The organism is Paenibacillus sp. 01T442 (genome assembly GCF_056398345.1).
The window spans coordinates 1-18,386 of the sequence record NZ_JBFTPF010000055.1 but is presented as its reverse complement, the minus strand read 5'-3'; the positions used below and the strand labels follow the sequence as shown (position 1 = coordinate 18,386).

Sequence of the window (18,386 nt, the reverse complement as noted above, 5' to 3'; positions counted from 1 at the left end):
AGATGTATATTTTCCAGCTATTGTGCCCAAGGGGCTCGATTATCCTTTCAAAGGCTAGCACTTAAATACATAAAAAAGCTRCCCAACCACATTCAAGTGGCTAAGCAGCTCCTCTTCTTATGTTTACACAGCATCCTGCAAAAATTTATACTGAGCTTGGATCAAACCGTAGTAGATCTTCTGTTCCTTCATGAGCTCATCATGATTACCAATTTCCATCATGCGTCCATGATCAAGCACGACGATTTTGTCGGCATTACGAATCGTTGATAGACGATGTGCCACGATAAAGGACGTACGACCTGCTAGAAGTGTCTTCAGTGCCTCTTGGATTTTGAGCTCCGTATCTGTGTCAATACTTGCAGTCGCTTCATCCAAAATGAGCACACGCGGATTAGCAAGCAGCGCTCTCGCGAATGAAATCAATTGGCGCTGCCCCATCGATAGTACGTTACCGCGCTCTTGCACCTCTGTATCGTACCCATTGGGCAACTTACTAATAAAATCATGCGCATGAACCGCTTTCGCTACCTGCTCGATCTCATCGTTTGTGGCGTCTAGACGGCCAAAGCGAATGTTATCGCGAATCGTGCCCGAGAAAATAAACGTATCTTGGAGCACGACACCAATTTGGGAGCGAAGACTATGAATCGTCACTTGACGGATGTCGTAACCATCGACTTCTACAACGCCCTCATTCGGGTCATAGAACCGGCAAAGCAAGTTCATGATCGTGCTTTTTCCTGAACCTGTATGTCCCACTAGTGCGATGGATTGTCCAGCGGTTACATCCAAATTGATCCTGTTCAGCGCAGGACGTCCTGGCTCATACTCAAACACGAGATCTTTGAACTTCACATTTCCTTGTACATGTGGTAAATCCTTGGCTCCCTCGATTTCGGAAACCGTTGGTTTCTCATCGATGAACTCAAAAATCCGTTCTGCGGAAGCCATTGCAATTAATAACTGGGAGTACATCTGCCCGAGTCGCGTAATTGGCTCCCAGAAGTACCCAATGTAGGTTGCAAAAGCAACAAGCAAACCAATGGAAATTTCCCCAGTTTGAACCAAATGGGCACCTAACCAGAACAAGATACAATACCCTATCGCGCCTGTAATTTCAATGAGTGGCCCAAAAGATTGATTCAACATGGATGCGCGGTTCCAGGATAACCGGTTGGTCATATTCATTTTCGTGAAAAATTGAATGTTCTCTTTCTCCTGTGTGTACGCCTGTGTGACACGAATACCTTGAATACACTCGTTTAAATGGGCATTTAATYGGGATTGCTTCATCGTAACGTCCTGCCAGGAACGGCGAATTTTGGTCCGAAGCTTCGTCGATATGAAAAACATAATCGGAACTGTAACGATGATCGAAGCACCTAGTTTAAAATTAAAAGATAACAAAATGATGATGATTCCTACCAGTTGTACAATATCGATCAATAAGTTGACGACACCATTCGTAAACAAATCTTGTAACGAATTGACATAGTTCGTTACACGAACAAGTACGGATCCAGCTGGTCTTGTATCGAAGAACCGGAATGAAAGCTTTTGAATATGGCTAAAAAGGTCATGCCGGAGGTCGTAGATTACGCGTTGCCCTATCATGTTCGTATATTTGATGCGGAAGGTGTTAGCAATCCATTGAATGAGATAAACACTAAGCATAATACCAACGATCAGGATGAGTAGGTTCTTATCTTTGGGTATAATGGCATTGTCAATCGCTTTACTGATGAGAAGTGGAACAGTCAATTTGGTAATCGCGCCCAATAGCATCATGATGATGATGATCGGGAGCATTTGTTTACGATAAGGCTTCATATAACCAAACAAGCGCTTTAATTGGCCCCAGTCAAAAGGCTTTTCGATCAGTTCATCATCTTGATATACGAAGCGATGCCCTGTTTGAGAATCTGGATTGGTTGAAGCTGCATCAGCTTGCTTCGATGTAGTACTCAATTTGCCAACCTTCTTTCTGGCTTAGCGATTGGATTTATTTTGGCATCAACCGATTCCTGAGAAGTACCTTCTTCACGGGCAACAGCAGCTTGGTTCTGTGCCGTTTGATTTTGCGGTCCATCCGCGTACTGAATGTCATACGTTTGACGGTATAGGCCTTCTTGCTGTAAAAGTTCTTGATGCGTACCTCGTTGAATGACACGCCCTTTATCAAGCACGATGATTTCATCCGCGTGCTTCAACGAAGAGATTCGGTGAGCGATGATAAACGTCGTACGACCTGCCATAACTTCACCGAAGCCTGCTTGAATCTCATGCTCAGTTTCCATATCAACCGCACTCGTAGCATCATCTAGAACGAGAATTTTTGGATCTTTGATCAAGGCTCTTGCGATAGCAATCCGTTGCTTCTGACCACCGGAAAGTCCGAGACCTCGCTCACCAACTAGCGTGTTATATCCTTCTGGCAGCTCTGAAATAAAATCATGCGCTTTCGCAAGCTTAGCTGCGCGGATAATCTCATCCATCGTTACATCCTTGCGCCMATAAGCGATATTGTTAAGAATTGTAGATGAAAATAAGAATGTTTCTTGGAAAACCGTTGAAATTTGGCTGCGGTAGCTTTCAAGCTGCAAGGAACGAATATCTTTCCCATCCAGCATGACCTTACCTTCTTTCACGTTATAAGCTCTCATGAGCAGTGAAATCACGGTCGTCTTTCCAGACCCTGTGCTTCCTAACAACCCAATAACCGAGCCTGGAGGCGCATCCAAAGTAAAATCATAAAGTGCCGGCTGTTTCTCAGGATACGCGAAAGTGACATGATCGAATCTCACATGCCCATCAACCTTAGTCAGAGCTGCAGCGTTTTCGCTATCTTTGACATGCATGTATTGATGTAGTACTTCTAGAATTTTTTCACCAGAAGCTTTCGTTTGCGTAAAGTTATTAATGTGAAAACCAAGTCCCCACATTGGACCGATTATGTACCAAATGAGACTAAAGCAGGCTACCAATTCACCTAGTGAAATCGTCCCGTCAATAACCATGTAGCCGCCAGCGCCGAGTAAAATTACAACACTCAAGTTCGCTAGAATTTCCATGATCGGAAAATACTTCGCCCAAATTCCTGACGATCCAATATTCATGGACTTGTAATCTTCATTGCGTGCTGCGAACTTGGCAACCTCATGAGGTTCGCGAGCAAAAGATTTAACCGTTCGTACACCTGTAATATTTTCCTGTACAGCCGTCGTCATCGTGCTTAGTGACTGACGTACCATCCGGAAAGCCGGGTGAATTTTACCTTCAAAGCGTACTGCCGTAAATGCCAGAAATGGCATTGTAATCATCGTAAGTAAAGCTAACTTCCAACTGATAGAGAACATCATGCCCATGCCGAAAACGAGCATTAACAACACATTCAGCATTTGTGCGAAGCCAAAACCAATAAATTGGCGAATCGCCTCCAGATCAGCTGTCAACCTGGACATGAGATCTCCTGTTCTAGCTTGATCATAATACTGGAAAGATAAATATTGCAGCTTTTGGTAAAGCGCATTCCGTAAGTGGAATGCAACACGGTTTCCTAAGCGTCCCCCGCATAAACCATGTAAGAACTGAAACATCCCTTTCGTAGAAACGACTAGAACAACGATTAGTGCCAGTCGAGGCACCAGGTCAAATTGCTTCTTGGTGATAACTTCGTCAATCAGATACCGAAGCAAATTGGGGTACACCAAGCCGAGCGCGGTAGCGATTGCAAGACATGCAATAGCTCCAAAAAACAGTTTTTTCTCTGGCCAAAAATATGGCTTCAGTTGCCTGAATACATCCACTTTGGGCCCTCCTTAAAAGGATAGATTTGAAACGCTTATAATGTGTGAACACTTTATGAATCTTAACACCATCACTATATGTGAGCAATTCGAGGATACTCGGATTTAAACGCTTAATTAGGCATAAATTCACAAAATCATGTAGTAATCCCCCCTATTCTTTTAAATCATCGGGATAACCGCCATTGAAAGCCCTTACATGAGCAATCCAAAAAAAGGGGCAACTAAGTTCCTCAGAACCTAGTCCCCCTTTTGTTAAATGGCTAAACAAATGCTTTCAACTGATGCTGTTTGGATATGAGTTCATCCAAATCAATCTTCATTTGGAGTGCATCACGAAGCCCTTCTGCATGCTCTTTGACCTGCTGTTCCATAATGAATTTCTGCTGGGCTAACCAATTTTCTAATTGGATGCCATACGCTTGTTCAAGTTCTGATGTTTGATTTTCAATAAAAGCAACAACCGGCGCATTGATCCGATTTTCCAATTCAGCCTTTAACTTACTTTTCCCATCACCTTCAAAAAATTGCTTGGCATTTTTGAAATAACTCTGAAGCAACTTCAAGTTCACTTCCGAAGCTTCAAGCTTCGTTGTCACTTCAGGCGTCGCAAACGCATTGGACTCGTAGGCAGCCTTCTCAAAACCTTCTAACAGCAAGCTAAGCTCCTCGCCCCAGCGATTCATCCGTTTGGTGCTGATGAGATTCATGCGATTCTCTACACGTAGTGTAGTCGCAAGCACTTCTTGCGATAAATCATGGCCGATCATTCGCAACAGTTCATTCCATGCAAATTGGAGTGCAGCTTTCGGATCTTTGGCCTCATCACGGAACGTAGATGGATTGAAAGCGAAATTATAGAGCTCGCCAAACCGATACATCGTTCGTTGTTTGACGTAATACATCAATTCTTGAATTTCTTTTTTCAATTCCTTAAGCTCAGCATCATACCGTGTGTCATCTAGCAGTTCTAAGCCCTGCTGTTCCGACTCGTCCAGCATAATGAGCTGTAGTCTACGTTCTTCCTCACCGGATTGTGCTCGCTCCAGCCACTTCTGCATCGTGCCAATGGCTCGGTGCAGCTCCAGATTAGCCGAATGAATAGCTACATCACTGAGCTCATTCAAAGTAAATTGAACAAATTGCTGTTCGAATGGTTGAATGCCCGATTGTGCAACTAAGTTCTCGTTGCCATTGATTTTTCCTTCAGCTGCCAAATAACTGGAAATCGGATAAATACGAGGATGACGAATACCATGCTGAACCAAATTCGTTTCCACATGCTTTACAACACCTGCCAGCTCCTCTGAGCTTGCCGCCAAATCCGCTGCATTCACGATGAAAAACATTTTATCCATTTCAAAGCTATCCTTCACACGGCCAAGCTGGAGCAGGAACTCACGATCCGCTTGGGAAAAAGCATGGTTATAATAAGTGACGAAAAGAATGGCATCTGCATTTTTAATATAGTTAAAAGCGACACCCGTATGTCGAGCGTTAATGGAATCTGCCCCTGGGGTATCCACGAAAATGATACCTTGATCTGTCAGTGGGTTGGAATAATATAATTCAATAAATTCTACAAAGCAGGATTTATGTTCTTCCGCCACATAACCTGAAAATTCATCTTTAGTGATCCGAAGTTCAGTCCCCAAATGATCGGAGGCTGCTTCCCAACCTTTCTCAACGGCTTTCAGGAACGAGAAATGCGGTTTTCCTTTGGCTGTTACGTCAGCAGGTGAAAGCTGACTAATCCGCTTCAACGCGCTAGTCATATCCGTCGCCTCTACGCCAAGAATTTGAAGCGAGTACAGGACATCTTCCAAGATGGCGTCTGCCTTCTTCATCTTGACCTTAGCCGTGCCATGCGGCCAGCCTTCCGTTGGCGGCATGATCTTGTTGATCGCCGCCGTCGTCGGATTCGGCGACACTGGCAACACCCGTTCACCAATCAACGCATTGGCGAACGAAGATTTACCAGCGCTGAACGCGCCGAACAGCGCAATCGTGAACGTCCGCTGGCGCAGACGTTCCACTTTCTCGCGCATGGAGCGCGCGAGCGACCGCATCGACGGCAGCCCGTCGATGAGGCTCGAGGCCGCCTGCAAGTCAGCGGCCTTGCGCTCCATGCGCCTGCCGTGTTCACCCGTGGTGAACACGGATGACGGCACTGCGGACGGCTCCGCTGCCGCCGCAGGGGCGGCCGCGTCCGTGCCTGCTGCCGCCGATGCTGTCGCGGCCGCCTGCAGGATCGTGCCCATGGAGGTCACGTGCAGGTTAGCCCCGCTCAGCGGGGCTGCTGCCGGCTCCTCCATGGCCGTGTACTGCTGCGCATCCGGCAGCGCCGGCGCAGAAGGTCTTTCCCAGCTGGCTATGCGCAGCAGCTGGGTTTCTGCCGCCGCCTCGGCTTCCTCGAGGCGGGCGAGCTCGCGGCAGGCGCTCAGCCGGCCGCTCAGGGCTTGCAGCTCAGCCGCGAGCGCAGCGGCGGCTGGGCGCGAGTTCTCGCGGACCGAGGCCGCGATGATGTCAATCACCGCAAACGCCAGTTTGCGGTACTGCAGCTTCAGTTCCCCAGCAAGCTGCTTCATGTAGTTCAGCGTATACTCGCCGCCAAACGTCGCTCCTGTATTCACTTGTGAACCGATCAACTCGCCAGTAACTTCAACCTTCAGCGCTTCAATCTGTGCAATTAGCGCAGCGTCATGTTGGCCTTGCTCGCTTGCTGCCTTTTTCAGCGCATCTCGTAAATGCCAATCCAGCTGTGCTTCTACTTGCTCTGCCAATTCGGCCTGAAACGCGGTTAGCCGTTTCTCTTGCTCTGCAGCGGTCTTTGCTGCGCTTGAGAAAAATCCAACCTTAAATCCGGGCTTACGGCTATCCAGATAGGCATTCGCATAATCCCTAGTTAGCGAAGGCGTAATATTCGCATTCTCAATTATGGCGCCAACATCTTTACGAAGGTCTGTAATTAACAATTCAGGCAAGTTATTCAAGTTGTTTAGCTCATTCTGCTTTGTAACAGCCAACAATTGAACGTCCTCAACATCGCCTTCCTCGTTGATCGATTCCAGCAACTCCGCCTTTTGCGGTTCATGTTGCTCCGCCATCCATTTGCTGTGTTCCGCAGCCAAATAGCGTGCTGAAGCATCAATGCTATAACTACGCAAGATATCGCCACGCTCGATAAGACGGCTCAGCAGCCACTGCAGCTTAGCATACTCATTATGTGGATGAGCTGGCTCCTTCATCGTCACAAACAACAAATCATCAGGCTCAATGCCCCAATTTAAGAAGGCTTGCTTCGTTCCACTTTTGTACTGCTCGAAAGGAAGCTCCCACTCCTTATGTTTATCAATCWTATTAACAACGAGATAGAGCGGTTTCCCCCACTCTTTCATTTTCTTCGTGAACGCTAAATTCACTTCTGACTGCACATGGTTATAGTCCATCACATAGAACACCACATCAGCTAAATGCAAAGCAGACTCGGTAGATTGATGATGCGCATCATCTGTAGAATCAATGCCCGGAGTGTCCAGCAAGGCTGTATCTTCACCGAGAAAAGGAATAGGGTAAGTAATCTCAACCGTTTCGATATCCGTTCCGTTCACACAATAGGCCTCTAGCTCGCTTAGTGGAATGGTTGTCGTCTTCCCTTGTGGATTAACCTTCCCATCATGGCTGCGATGAGTGACATGCGCTCCAGGTTGCCCATTACGAATACTAACAATATTAGCACTCGTTGGAATTGGACTTGATGGTAACAACGCTTGGCCACACAGCTGATTAATAAGTGTTGATTTTCCAGCAGAGAAATGCCCGCAGAACGCAATATTCATCCGTCCACTATCGAGCTTATCCAGCAATTGCCCCATTTTCGTGGCATTATCACCATCACCTGCATGCCCAAGCACTTGCTGCATCTTCTTAAGTGCATCCGGCATGACCGTGATGCTTCCAGCTACTAATTGCGTCATTCGTTCATTCCGCTCCTCTATGAATTGTTCTTTAGGACTTCCTCTCAGCTATACAGAAAAAAAATCTCCCAAAGGGAGATTCTGGACTTACGTGAGGGCGATTTTTTCTTTTTCCGGTAGGAAAATTTCAAAAACGTCACGATGTTGAAGAATCGTAATATCCGAATCCTTCACTTTCATCACAACAACCTCGGATTTTGTTTTCATTTTGTCTATGTAATTCTGAGGAACCTCACCTGATTCACTGACAGTTACACCTTCAATGACTTTTTCCTCATTATCGGCTAACGGTGTGTTGATAACTTGCTCATAAATATCGGAGAACAATTCGAAACTATTCGTATATACGGCGATGCATTTCATTTCAATCCCATCCTTTGTCAGCATTTCATTTGTTTGTAATAGTTTTCCTAGTTGGCTGTGGTTTCATACGCTTCTTCCCCTCACGGCATTTGTCCAAAAGAGGACAGAAGGTGCAGTTGGGGTTCTGTGCCTTACAGTGATATCGACCAAAGAAAATGAGTCGATGATGTGTTAGCGTCCATTCGTCTCGAGGAACTTTCTTCATTAACTTCTTTTCAACTTCCAGCACGGAATCATCCAAGCCTACAAGTCCTAATCGCTTAGAGACTCGTTCCACATGTGTGTCAACCGCAATGGCCGGCACGCCGAATGCGTTCGATACAACGACATTTGCTGTCTTACGTCCTACACCTGGCAATTCAACCAACTGCTCATGCTTCTCAGGAATTTCACCACCGAACTTGTCCAGTAGCAATTGACACAGCTTATGAATATGACTAGCCTTGTTACGAAATAGTCCAATCCTCCGAATATCTTGCTCCAATTCCTCTAACGGAACAGCCAAGTAATCTTCAGGGCGTTTGTACTTCGCAAACAAGTCTTTAGTAACCTTATTCACGGTTTCATCTGTACACTGAGCCGATAGTAATACAGCAATCGTTAATTCAAATGGATTACTGTGGTTCAACTCACAATGCGCATCCGGATATAGCTCACCGATTGTATCCAGAATATGTCTTACTGTCTTCTGTGTCATAGCTGATCTTCCTTAGGGTCGTAATATTCTCCAGTTTAGCGAATTGTTAGGTCATAATCAATCCTTGAAAGCGTCAAAATGCGAACATTTTCTAAAAAATAAACATTTTTTTTTGAAAATTAGTAAAAAACCGTCTGTAAGAGAAGATTAGCTTCTTCAAACAGACGGTTGTCACTTAACTTTTGTTCAAATTTCTACTTTTCAATCTCAACAATTTTATTGTCAAGGATATACAAATTCAATTGATCACCAGCTGTATAGGAGGTCAGCGGTACAACTGTGGAACCCGTATGGAAGTAGCCTCTCGGGAACAAATTGAACGCAGTCCGATCACCTACACTAGTAGCTTTCATGTACACTTGGTTCAATGTAGAGCTATATTGATCAAACTCACGTTTAGAAGCAACAGCTACTTGGATAAGCAATTTATCATTGATATCCTTCATCAATTGAACGCGATCCCCCACTTTAATCGAAGAGAAGCTCAAGTCCACACCACCATTCAACTTCACACTGTAATTGCTGCCTGCATTAATGACTTGACTTTTACCCGTAAAATCTTGAACAGTCAAGCTCGTCCCTGCAGCATTCACAGCGGTTACTTTACCACGAATCGGCGTAATCAACTCTGCCTTCGTGATCGCGAGTCCTTTGAATGTTAATTTCACATAGTCGTCAATCGCCAAGTCAGCGAACACTGCACTTGTACCATCAGCTTTCACAAGGGAAACACCATCTAATGCGATTGTATAGTTCGTATTCGTGCCATCCATAACCGTAGCTTGTTTCAAGTTCGCATTGGTTAGAAGAGTTTTATATATGGTCGTGTTCGTTGTGACGATTTTAGTTACTGTCGTTTGATCATAACTAAGCAGAAGACTTACCTTATCTCCCACTTTCAAATCGGAAATCGTACTGTTTGGCTTATTTGCAACTTCAACGATAGGTGTATAGTTCAGTTTAAATGTTAAGCTTTGTCCACTATCTGTTTTCAACGTGACATCATTCGTCTGTAAATTCAATTGTGTCAATCCGCCATCTAACTGAGTGGACATTTGAATACTCAACACTTTTTTATTAGAAACCAGTACATCTACATATTTACCAGGGGTAAAAATACCATTAAAAGAGCTAAACGGCAATTTACTGCCATTAAACGTGATGGAGATACCATCATTTAAAATATAAGCATTTGGATTTCCTGCATTATCTGTAACTGTTAGAATTTTTGATGAGTCCTTATAATCAATGATTTTAGCAAAATATAAATTCTCAATGGATCGATTTATTACAGTAATCGTTGTAACCTTATTATTCAACACGTCTAGCTTTAATTGATCTCCTGCAGCCAAATCATAAATACTAGCGTTCGTTAAACCATTAATAATAACGTTCGTATTATTACTCAACTCAAAGGCATCGACTGTTTTACCAGAAGTTTTATTGATCAAAATCGTAGAATKATCGTCCGTGAATTGTTTGAACGTTCCTTCTACACTCGTTCCAACATCCGCTTGTTTTTTAACAATTATCTTAACAATTTCACTATTCTTAACCGTGTATTCAACCGTATCACCAACATGGATAGCATCAACACTAATTAATGTATTATCTGCGAGTGTCGCAACTAAATTACTTGAGAAACCAAACGTCTCAGGCTCACCAGTTGCTGAATCCAGCAATGTCAATTGCATAGCGTCCTTATTTAACGTCTGAATATCTCCAACCGCTGTTTTGTTCACTGGAACTTGTTTCACAACGATAGATGTATATTTGTCGCTGTCTACAAGTTGACTTTTACGAATTTGAATCGTGCTGCCCGAAACGATCTCACCTAAGCTAAGACCTCTCCCATCGATATCGGTTACAGCAACATCCGACGCCAAATCGTAGCTTTCATAATCATCTAGAGTAGCTTTCATCGTTGTTAGATTTAGCTTTAACAACTGACCTTCGTGAATGTCCATGCGCAGTACATAACTTATAATTTCAACATAATAAGCTGTTCCGTTTACTTGAACAATCGATATTTCATACGTTTCTTGCAATTCTTTCGATGAAATAGCAAGATCATTATGGTTTCCGAAAAATACCGTATTCGGCGAAATCTTATAAGTGCTTGTATTTCCATCTTTATCCATAAGACCAATACTGCCGCTCGTTAGGCTAGTCAAATAGCCCTTCTTGGCACGCTCTGGCAAAGTAATCGAATCCTTTTGAGAACGACTTAGGAAAGCCGCCATTTGCGCACGAGTTACAGCGCCTTTCGGTTGAAAAGAACCATCCTCAAAACCATCTACAATCTTCAGTGCAACGGCTGCATTAATAAAACCTAATGCACTGCTGCTGATCTGTGTATTATCTGTGAATGATGTTGCCTTGCTCGATAAGCTTTGTGCAAGAGATGCTTTGCCAATGGCGCGAATGACGACTTCAGCGACCCATTCTCTCGTCGCTTTTTGTTGTCCCCAATTGCCGACAATCTTCGAACCTTGGCTTCTCAATTTTTCTTGCTCTGTTGAAATTAAGCCCTTTTGCAGCGCGAGTGCCACATAGTTCCGTGCGTATTTATCCACTAACATGAAATCAGGAAATACGGTTTCAGTAGCCAATGTATCAACATCCGATTGCAGACCCATCATGCGCGTAGCCATAATGAGCACATCTTGTTGCGTTACTGACGTTTCTGGTGAATAGATGCCATCTCCTACTCCCTCAATCACGCCTTCCAAAGCAAGCTTGGAAATATGACGAATCCCCCAGTAGTTACTGCTTACATCGTTGAAAGATAAACGAACATTCGCGTTGGAGGTTGTTGTTGAAGTTGTTGATGTATTCACGGGTGCTGCAAGGACTGGCGTGCCTGCTAGACTTGTGATGATCATTGAGCTTACGATAGCACTCGCCAATTTCTTATTTTTCATAATCAAAGTTAACTCCTCTTCAGTTCCTATTTAGTTAGGTCGTTTAATTGGATAAGGAAGCTCCAAATGTCCCATTAGACTATCTACTTGCTTACCATCTTTCGTTACGTACAATGTCTTTACTTCTGGGAATTGAAAAATTGTTTTCTTCAGTGCTTGTACGAATAACTCTTCCCCTGGAGCACCTAATTGCGTTTTGGGACCGAATGTCATATCCAGCTTCATTTCGCCTTTGACGCTATCAAATTTCACACTTGTGAATTTCAAATCATCGAATAAGGGAATGGCCTTCGGATCATCACTTTTCTGAAGAGCTTTAAGAGCAGCCTCATAGGCATCAGAGTCCTTCTCTACACTCACTGTGACCACTTTTTCAACGAGCTTCATTTCATCTTGATCACTATAATAAGCTTTTACCTGCAACTGCTTATGAGGCGCTACTGTAGGTTTTGGTGTGATCGTTGGTGTGGAAGGTGTTGCAATAGGTGTAGAAGTTGCTTGCGGTACCGTCGTAGCGGCCCCAGTTAATTGAGTTTTCTGGCCACAAGCCGTAACAGACAATGTGATGGCACTTACAAGGAGCGCTCCTCGAACTAGGCGACTTGTTTTGTTCATCTTATTCACTCCTTAGCGTTATGCCTAGACAGGCTAGCCTATTTTGATCCGCTTGATGGTCAACATGCTTACTTAAGGTTCAAATATTCCTTAATCGCGGCAACAAGTGAAGCAGCTAATTTATCCTGGAATGCCTCTTTGTACATCGCAGATTCATCATTCTTATTGGACAAATAACCGACTTCAAGCAAGACTGCAGGCATACTAGTTTTGGTGATAACGCGGAAATCTGCTTGACGAACCTTTCGATCAGCAAACCCAGTAGCTGGAACAGCGTACTTATGAATTACGTTGGCGAAATCTAAGCTTTCTGGCCTGTTATAGTATGTTTCCGTTCCTGATACAGTTGCTTTGGCACTATTTCCGTGGATTGATAAAAATAAGTCTGCTGAAATATCATTGGCAAAAGAAACACGATCATCTAATGGAATAAAAGTATCATCAGAACGGGTCATCAGAACATGGATCTGCTTATCTTTCGCTAATAGTGCCTCTACCTTCTTCGCTGTAGCAAGTGTAAATTCCTTCTCATGCTTACCCGTAATAGAAAGTGCGCCAGGATCATTGTCACCGTGACCAGCATCGATGATAACCGTTAATTTCCTCTCACCAATCGAAGCCTTCCATTGATTAGGAAGTTTAGACGTAATCGTCTGGTACTCCGCTGGCGCGTTCAAATCCAGAATAATTCGAACTGTTGCCGGATTATCATTGAAATTTGAAAATCGCACTTTGGACACTAACGGCTGCTTGGATGGCAATTCTCCAGAATTTTTAACAAGTAGCTTCTGCAGCGACTCATCCAATGTGGTGTTAGGGAAATCAAACACAAGACGCGAAGGATTCGATAAAGTTAAGACCTTCGGACTTAGGCTTCCATCCTTAGCAATGACAGTAAACTCCGTTTCGGATAGTGAAATAGCAGTAATCACATGAACAGACGGGTCAGGTGTGATTGTACCTGTACCTGTACCTGTACCTGTACCTGTACCTGTACCTGTACCTGTACCAGATCCAGTACCGTTTCCTGTGGTTGTCCCGGTAGAAGGCTTCGTTCCTGGAGGTTTGGTCTCTGGATTTGCTGTACCTCCATCTGGAACTACTTCTACAGGACCCGTAACTGGTTTAGAATCCGTTTCAATATCTTTGAACATATGCACGGAAGAAGTAGCGCCATCCCACTTAAATTCAATACCCAATACTTCACCGATGAAACGCAGCGGAAGCATTGTTGAGCCATTTTCTATCTTAGGTCCTACTTCTAACGTTTCTTTTTTTCCATTAATGAGAGCTGTTACACTGTTTATCACGAGTTGGATATTGATTTTGTCCTTCACGATTGTAACTTTACTTGTAGCTTCGTCCCAGCTCACTTTTGCTCCGATTTGTTCGACAATGATTCGAACGGGAACAATCGTATTATCATTCACAATTCGGGGTTGAACACCTTGGACTTCAAGTTGCTTCTCATTCATATAAAGCTTAATCGGCTTTGGCGCTTCAGCTCCAAAAGCGGTAGTTGGCAGCAGCAACAAACATGCGAGCAAAAACAAACAAAATGCAGGAAATTTCATCATTCACCTCTATGTAATGTCGGAATTGGGGGATTCGGGGGGATGTAGGAACGCAACCAATCAGCTAATTCTACGAAACTATCAGCTTCCATTATATTATAGCAAAATTAACCTATACCTGACAGCACAACCTCCTTTACTTCGACATTCTAGTAATCTATTAGACGAAGTAAATTGCCAAAAGTTGCAAGATTTATATATAAAACTTGAAAACAAAAACAAAGAAGACGTATCCCACTTGGGATACGTCTTCTTGTTTTTGCTTATTTGTAAGCTAAACGTTTTTGGTGAGCTTGCTCATAAGCTGTGATTTTCGCTTCATGTTGAAGTGTCAATCCGATGTCATCCAAGCCTTGAAGCAAGAATTGACGACGGTGTTCATCCAAATCAAATTGGATTTCAAGACCGTACTCATCAGTCAGCTTTTTATTTTCTAAATCAACATTTAATTTGTATCCTTCGTGCTTCGCAGTACGCTGGAACAAATCTTCAACTTGCTCTTCCGACAATTTGATTGGCAGAATACTGTTTTTGAAACAGTTGTTGTAGAAAATATCCGCATAGGAAGGCGCGATGATAACGCGGAATCCGAAATCTTGGATCGCCCAAGGTGCGTGCTCACGGGAAGATCCGCAACCAAAGTTCGCTCTGGAAATCAGTACGGAAGCTCCTTGGTAACGATCTTGATTTAATGGAAAATTCTCGATTACGTTACCTGCTTCATCCCATCTCCACTCGAAGAAAAGGAATTGTCCGAAGCCTGAACGCTCAATGCGTTTAAGAAATTGTTTAGGGATAATTGCATCTGTATCTACGTTTACACGATCAACAGGGCCTACAAGACCTGTATGTTGTTTGAAAGCTTCCATGTTCTCATTCTCCTTAAAGTTTTGCTACAGCAAAACTAGCATTTAAACATTACATTCATTAGCCGAAATTAAGCTTGTTGATATTCTTTAATTTCCCAATCGCGAACGTCATAGAAATGACCTTTGATCGCTGCAGCAACAGCCATAGCTGGGGAAACAAGGTGTGTACGTCCGCCGCGGCCTTGACGACCTTCGAAGTTACGGTTGGAAGTGGAAGCACAACGTTGTCCTGGTTGAAGTACGTCTGGGTTCATCGCCAAACACATACTGCAGCCCGCATCGCGCCATTCAAATCCTGCTGCGGAGAAAATTTTATCCAAGCCTTCTTTTTCAGCTTGAATTTTAACACGTCCAGAACCTGGAACAACGATTGCCGTTACACTTGGATCTACGGAGTAACCTTGCGCAATCTTAGCTGCTGCACGAAGATCTTCGATACGTCCGTTTGTACAAGAACCGATGAAGACATAATCTACTTTCAGTTCTGTCATAGGTGTTCCTGGTGTTAAATCCATATATTCAAGCGCTTTTTCAGCCGCTTTACGTTCATTCTCTGTTTCGAAGCTTTGTGGATCTGGAACCAAGGAAGTAACGCTTGTTCCCATACCAGGGCTCGTACCCCAGGTTACTTGCGGGATCAATGTATCTGCGTCGAACTCCAATACCCAGTCATACGTAGCGCCTTCGTCAGTAACAAGATTCGCCCACTCTGCTACAGCTGCGTCGAAATCAGCACCTTGCGGTACATACTCACGACCACGCAGGTAGTTAAAAGTAGTAGCATCCGGAGCAATTAGACCAGCACGAGCTCCACCTTCGATGGACATGTTACACACAGTCATGCGCTCTTCCATGGAAAGACCACGGATCGCTTCACCTGTGTACTCAATAACATAACCTGTTGCGAAGTCTGTTCCGTATTTTGCGATAACACCAAGGATCAAATCCTTTGCTGTAACGCCTGGTTTCAAGCTTCCTGTGATACGAACTTCAAGGGATTTTGCTCTGGATTGTTGCAAAGTTTGTGTTGCCATTACGTGTTCAACTTCACTTGTACCAATACCGAAAGCAAGTGCGCCGAATGCGCCATGTGTCGAAGTATGGCTGTCGCCACAAACGATTGTTTTACCAGGGTGTGTAAGACCCAGTTCAGGTCCCATAACGTGAACGACACCTTGATCTAAGCTGTCCAAGTCAAAAAGTGTAACGCCGAAGTCACGGCAGTTTTGTGAAAGCGTATCGATTTGTTGCTTCGAAATTGGATCTGTAATATTGAAACGATCTTTCGTTGGAACGTTGTGGTCCATTGTTGCGAAAGTTAAGTCAGGACGACGAACTTTACGACCGGACAAACGAAGCCCTTCAAAGGCTTGCGGTGAAGTTACTTMATGCACTAGATGCAAATCAATATAAATAACGCTAGGCTTGCCATCTTCCTGGTTAATAACGTGATTATCCCAAATCTTCTCGAACATTGTCTTTTTACTCATACCCAGTCACCTCTTGTCATTATCCGCATTAGTTTGCTAATGTCTTACCCTCATATAGTACTTTAGCACGGATCACGTCATAGTTCCAAGATATAATAACTATAAGCTTGATAGATTATTCCTATATAATAACTAATGGTTGACTTTCACATTGATAATGATTATCATTCTCTTAGTGATATCGAATTGGCCATCGATTCACCTATCATTGGAATACATACATTCAGGGGGATTTTATTGTGCGAAACTTTATTAAACCAGTTACATTTACACTTTCACTCATGTTACTTTTCATCACCGCAGCTTGCGGAACTTCAACTTCTACACCTACTCCAGCATCATCTGTTCAGCCTGCAGCATCAGCAGTTGCTACACCTGCAGCAGATGCAGTGAAAACCATTACAYATCCACTAGGAACTACTACAATTAAAGGTACACCGAAACGCATTGTTACATTAGAATGGGCCTATACCGAGGATGTTCTTGCTCTAGGAATTCAACCTGTGGGTCAAGCTGATACAAAAGGTTACAACACATGGGTCAATGTGAAGCCTGCACTTGATGCCTCCGTTGTTGATGTGKGGACTCGTCAAGAGCCTAACTTAGAAACGATTACAGGCTTGAAGCCAGATCTTATTATCACAAGCACATTGCGTTCGAGTAAAAATTATGAAGCACTTTCCAAAATCGCTCCAACGATCGTTTTCGAATCCTATCCAGCTGAAGGAAAAGGCGATCAATTTGAAGGCATGTTAACAACATTCAAGACAATTGCAGATGTAACAGGTAAGAAAGCTGAAGGCGACAAAGTCGTAGCTGATCTTGACAAAGCCTTTGCGGATACAAAAGCGAAATTAGCAACAGCGAAAAAAGATGGCGCCGAATTCGCTTTAACACAAGCATACAGTAATCAAAACAATGCGGATCTGCGTATGTTCACAGACAACTCCATGGTTGTACAAATTCTGCAACGTATCGGATTGAAAAACGTCTTCAAATCAAGCAAGTTTGAGCTTTATGGATTCTCTACAGCTTCTGTTGAAGCTTTACCAGCTGTCCAAAATGCGAACTTCTTCTACAACGTTCAAGATAATGACAATGTATTTGAGAAACAACTGAAAGACAATGCCGTTTGGAAAGGTCTTGCTTTTGTGAAGGAAAACAAGACTTTCAAACTACCTGGTAATACATGGACGTTTGGTGGTCCATTATCAGCTAAAGTGTTCGCTGAACTTGCTGCAACTGCATTAACAAAATGATCCAACCCGCGATGAAATCGAAAACGAACCGTTTCGCTTATATCGAATGGAAGTCACTTCTTGTGTTTGGCGGCGGACTGCTCGCACTCTGCCTTCTCCTTTTCCTCAATTTGACACAAGGAGAAGCGAACATAACTGTTCATACGGTCATCCAAGCTTTGATATCTCCACAAGATACCCCCGACCATCATATGGTGCGGGGGCTTCGCATGCCGCGCGCTGTCATTGGTATGCTTGCTGGTGCTGCCCTTGCTGTTGCAGGAGCACTGCTACAAACAGTCACCCGCAATCCCCTTGCCTCCGCATCAACACTTGGCCTGAACGCTGGTGCGTATTTCATCATCGTTTTGGCGGCGGTATTTTTCCCTGCACTAAAGTCTGATCATTCCTTGCTTCTAGCGTTATTAGGTGCATGCGGCGCCGCGTTCATGGCCTATTTCATGTCAGGCGGTCGCAAAAGTTCGCCACTTCGCATGGCACTTGCAGGCATGATCGTAACGCTAGTACTATCTGCCTTCACAAGTGGTCTGCAAATTATGTATGAGAATGAAACAAATGGCTTATTTATGTGGGGATCAGGTGCGTTGGGACAGAACGATTGGCAAGGTGTCCAATATGCACTCCCTTGGGTATGCATTGGACTTGTCGTAGCTTTACTTTTCAGTCAGAAGCTGGATATGCTTGCCTTAAATGAGGAAACGGCTGTTTCACTAGGTGAAAATGTAAATATAGTTCGGATGGTAGCCCTTGTCTCTGCCATTCTACTTGCCGGAGTTACAGTTAGCGTTGTAGGACCCATAGGTTTTATC

The 18,386-nt window shown here is 43.9% G+C and carries 12 protein-coding genes; 2 read left to right on the top strand and 10 right to left on the bottom strand.

Going from position 1 to position 18,386, the window contains the following annotated elements; translation table 11 throughout:
* Window positions 1-123: 123 nt before the first annotated feature.
* From AC1DLM_RS27055 to leuC, 10 genes are all read right to left on the bottom strand, one after another.
* Entirely contained in the window at window positions 124-1,971 is a 1,848-nt protein-coding gene (locus tag AC1DLM_RS27055; protein WP_477571694.1) for an ABC transporter ATP-binding protein, read from the bottom strand.
* Window positions 1,968-3,809: an ABC transporter ATP-binding protein gene (locus AC1DLM_RS27050; RefSeq protein ID WP_477571693.1), complete on the bottom strand. Its 1,842-nt coding sequence runs from the start codon at window positions 3,807-3,809 to the stop codon at window positions 1,968-1,970. Before AC1DLM_RS27050 ends, AC1DLM_RS27055 begins: the two co-directional genes overlap by 4 nt.
* A gap of 263 nt (window positions 3,810-4,072) precedes the next feature.
* Window positions 4,073-7,786, bottom strand: coding sequence for a dynamin family protein (locus AC1DLM_RS27045; RefSeq protein WP_477571692.1), 3,714 nt, complete (start codon window positions 7,784-7,786; stop codon window positions 4,073-4,075).
* A gap of 87 nt (window positions 7,787-7,873) precedes the next feature.
* Entirely contained in the window at window positions 7,874-8,149 is a 276-nt protein-coding gene (locus AC1DLM_RS27040) for a hypothetical protein (protein WP_028554377.1), read from the bottom strand.
* A gap of 25 nt (window positions 8,150-8,174) precedes the next feature.
* Window positions 8,175-8,846, bottom strand: a complete 672-nt coding sequence (gene nth / locus AC1DLM_RS27035) for an endonuclease III (protein WP_477571691.1) — start codon at window positions 8,844-8,846, stop codon at window positions 8,175-8,177.
* A 194-nt stretch (window positions 8,847-9,040) separates the two neighbouring features.
* Complete coding sequence (locus tag AC1DLM_RS27030; RefSeq protein WP_477571690.1) at window positions 9,041-11,770, bottom strand: S-layer homology domain-containing protein; 2,730 nt, start codon at window positions 11,768-11,770, stop codon at window positions 9,041-9,043.
* A 30-nt stretch (window positions 11,771-11,800) separates the two neighbouring features.
* Window positions 11,801-12,385 carry a GerMN domain-containing protein gene (locus AC1DLM_RS27025; RefSeq protein WP_441986699.1) on the bottom strand — a complete coding sequence of 195 codons (585 nt, stop codon included), beginning with the start codon at window positions 12,383-12,385 and terminating at the stop codon, window positions 11,801-11,803.
* 68 nt (window positions 12,386-12,453) lie between these two features.
* A complete protein-coding gene (locus tag AC1DLM_RS27020) occupies window positions 12,454-13,962 on the bottom strand; it encodes an N-acetylmuramoyl-L-alanine amidase (protein WP_477571689.1) in 1,509 nt (502 codons plus the stop codon).
* Between the two features lie 260 nt (window positions 13,963-14,222).
* Window positions 14,223-14,828, bottom strand: a complete 606-nt coding sequence (gene leuD / locus AC1DLM_RS27015; protein ID WP_028554372.1) for a 3-isopropylmalate dehydratase small subunit — start codon at window positions 14,826-14,828, stop codon at window positions 14,223-14,225.
* A gap of 68 nt (window positions 14,829-14,896) precedes the next feature.
* Window positions 14,897-16,318 (bottom strand): 3-isopropylmalate dehydratase large subunit, encoded by a 1,422-nt coding sequence (leuC, locus tag AC1DLM_RS27010; RefSeq protein WP_477571688.1) that lies wholly within the window; start codon window positions 16,316-16,318, stop codon window positions 14,897-14,899.
* Between the two features lie 239 nt (window positions 16,319-16,557).
* On the opposite strand from leuC, the gene AC1DLM_RS27005 reads away from it, so the two are divergent.
* On the top strand, window positions 16,558-17,577 hold the full coding sequence (locus tag AC1DLM_RS27005; RefSeq protein WP_477571687.1) for an ABC transporter substrate-binding protein: 1,020 nt from the start codon (window positions 16,558-16,560) through the stop codon (window positions 17,575-17,577).
* Window positions 17,578-17,588: 11 nt separating this feature from the next.
* Window positions 17,589-18,386 (top strand): iron chelate uptake ABC transporter family permease subunit (locus AC1DLM_RS27000; RefSeq protein ID WP_477571686.1); only part of this gene is annotated, 798 nt, incomplete at its 3' end.

Excerpts from the sequence above, each read along its gene's own strand:
- AC1DLM_RS27025 (WP_441986699.1), bottom strand. The coding sequence starts at position 12,385 with ATGAACAAAACAAGTCGCCTAGTTCGAGGAGCGCTCCTTGTAAGTGCC.
- leuD (WP_028554372.1), bottom strand. The coding sequence starts at position 14,828 with ATGGAAGCTTTCAAACAACATACAGGTCTTGTAGGCCCTGTTGATCGT.
- AC1DLM_RS27040 (WP_028554377.1), bottom strand. The coding sequence starts at position 8,149 with ATGAAATGCATCGCCGTATATACGAATAGTTTCGAATTGTTCTCCGAT.
- nth (WP_477571691.1), bottom strand. The coding sequence starts at position 8,846 with ATGACACAGAAGACAGTAAGACATATTCTGGATACAATCGGTGAGCTA.
- AC1DLM_RS27020 (WP_477571689.1), bottom strand. The coding sequence starts at position 13,962 with ATGATGAAATTTCCTGCATTTTGTTTGTTTTTGCTCGCATGTTTGTTG.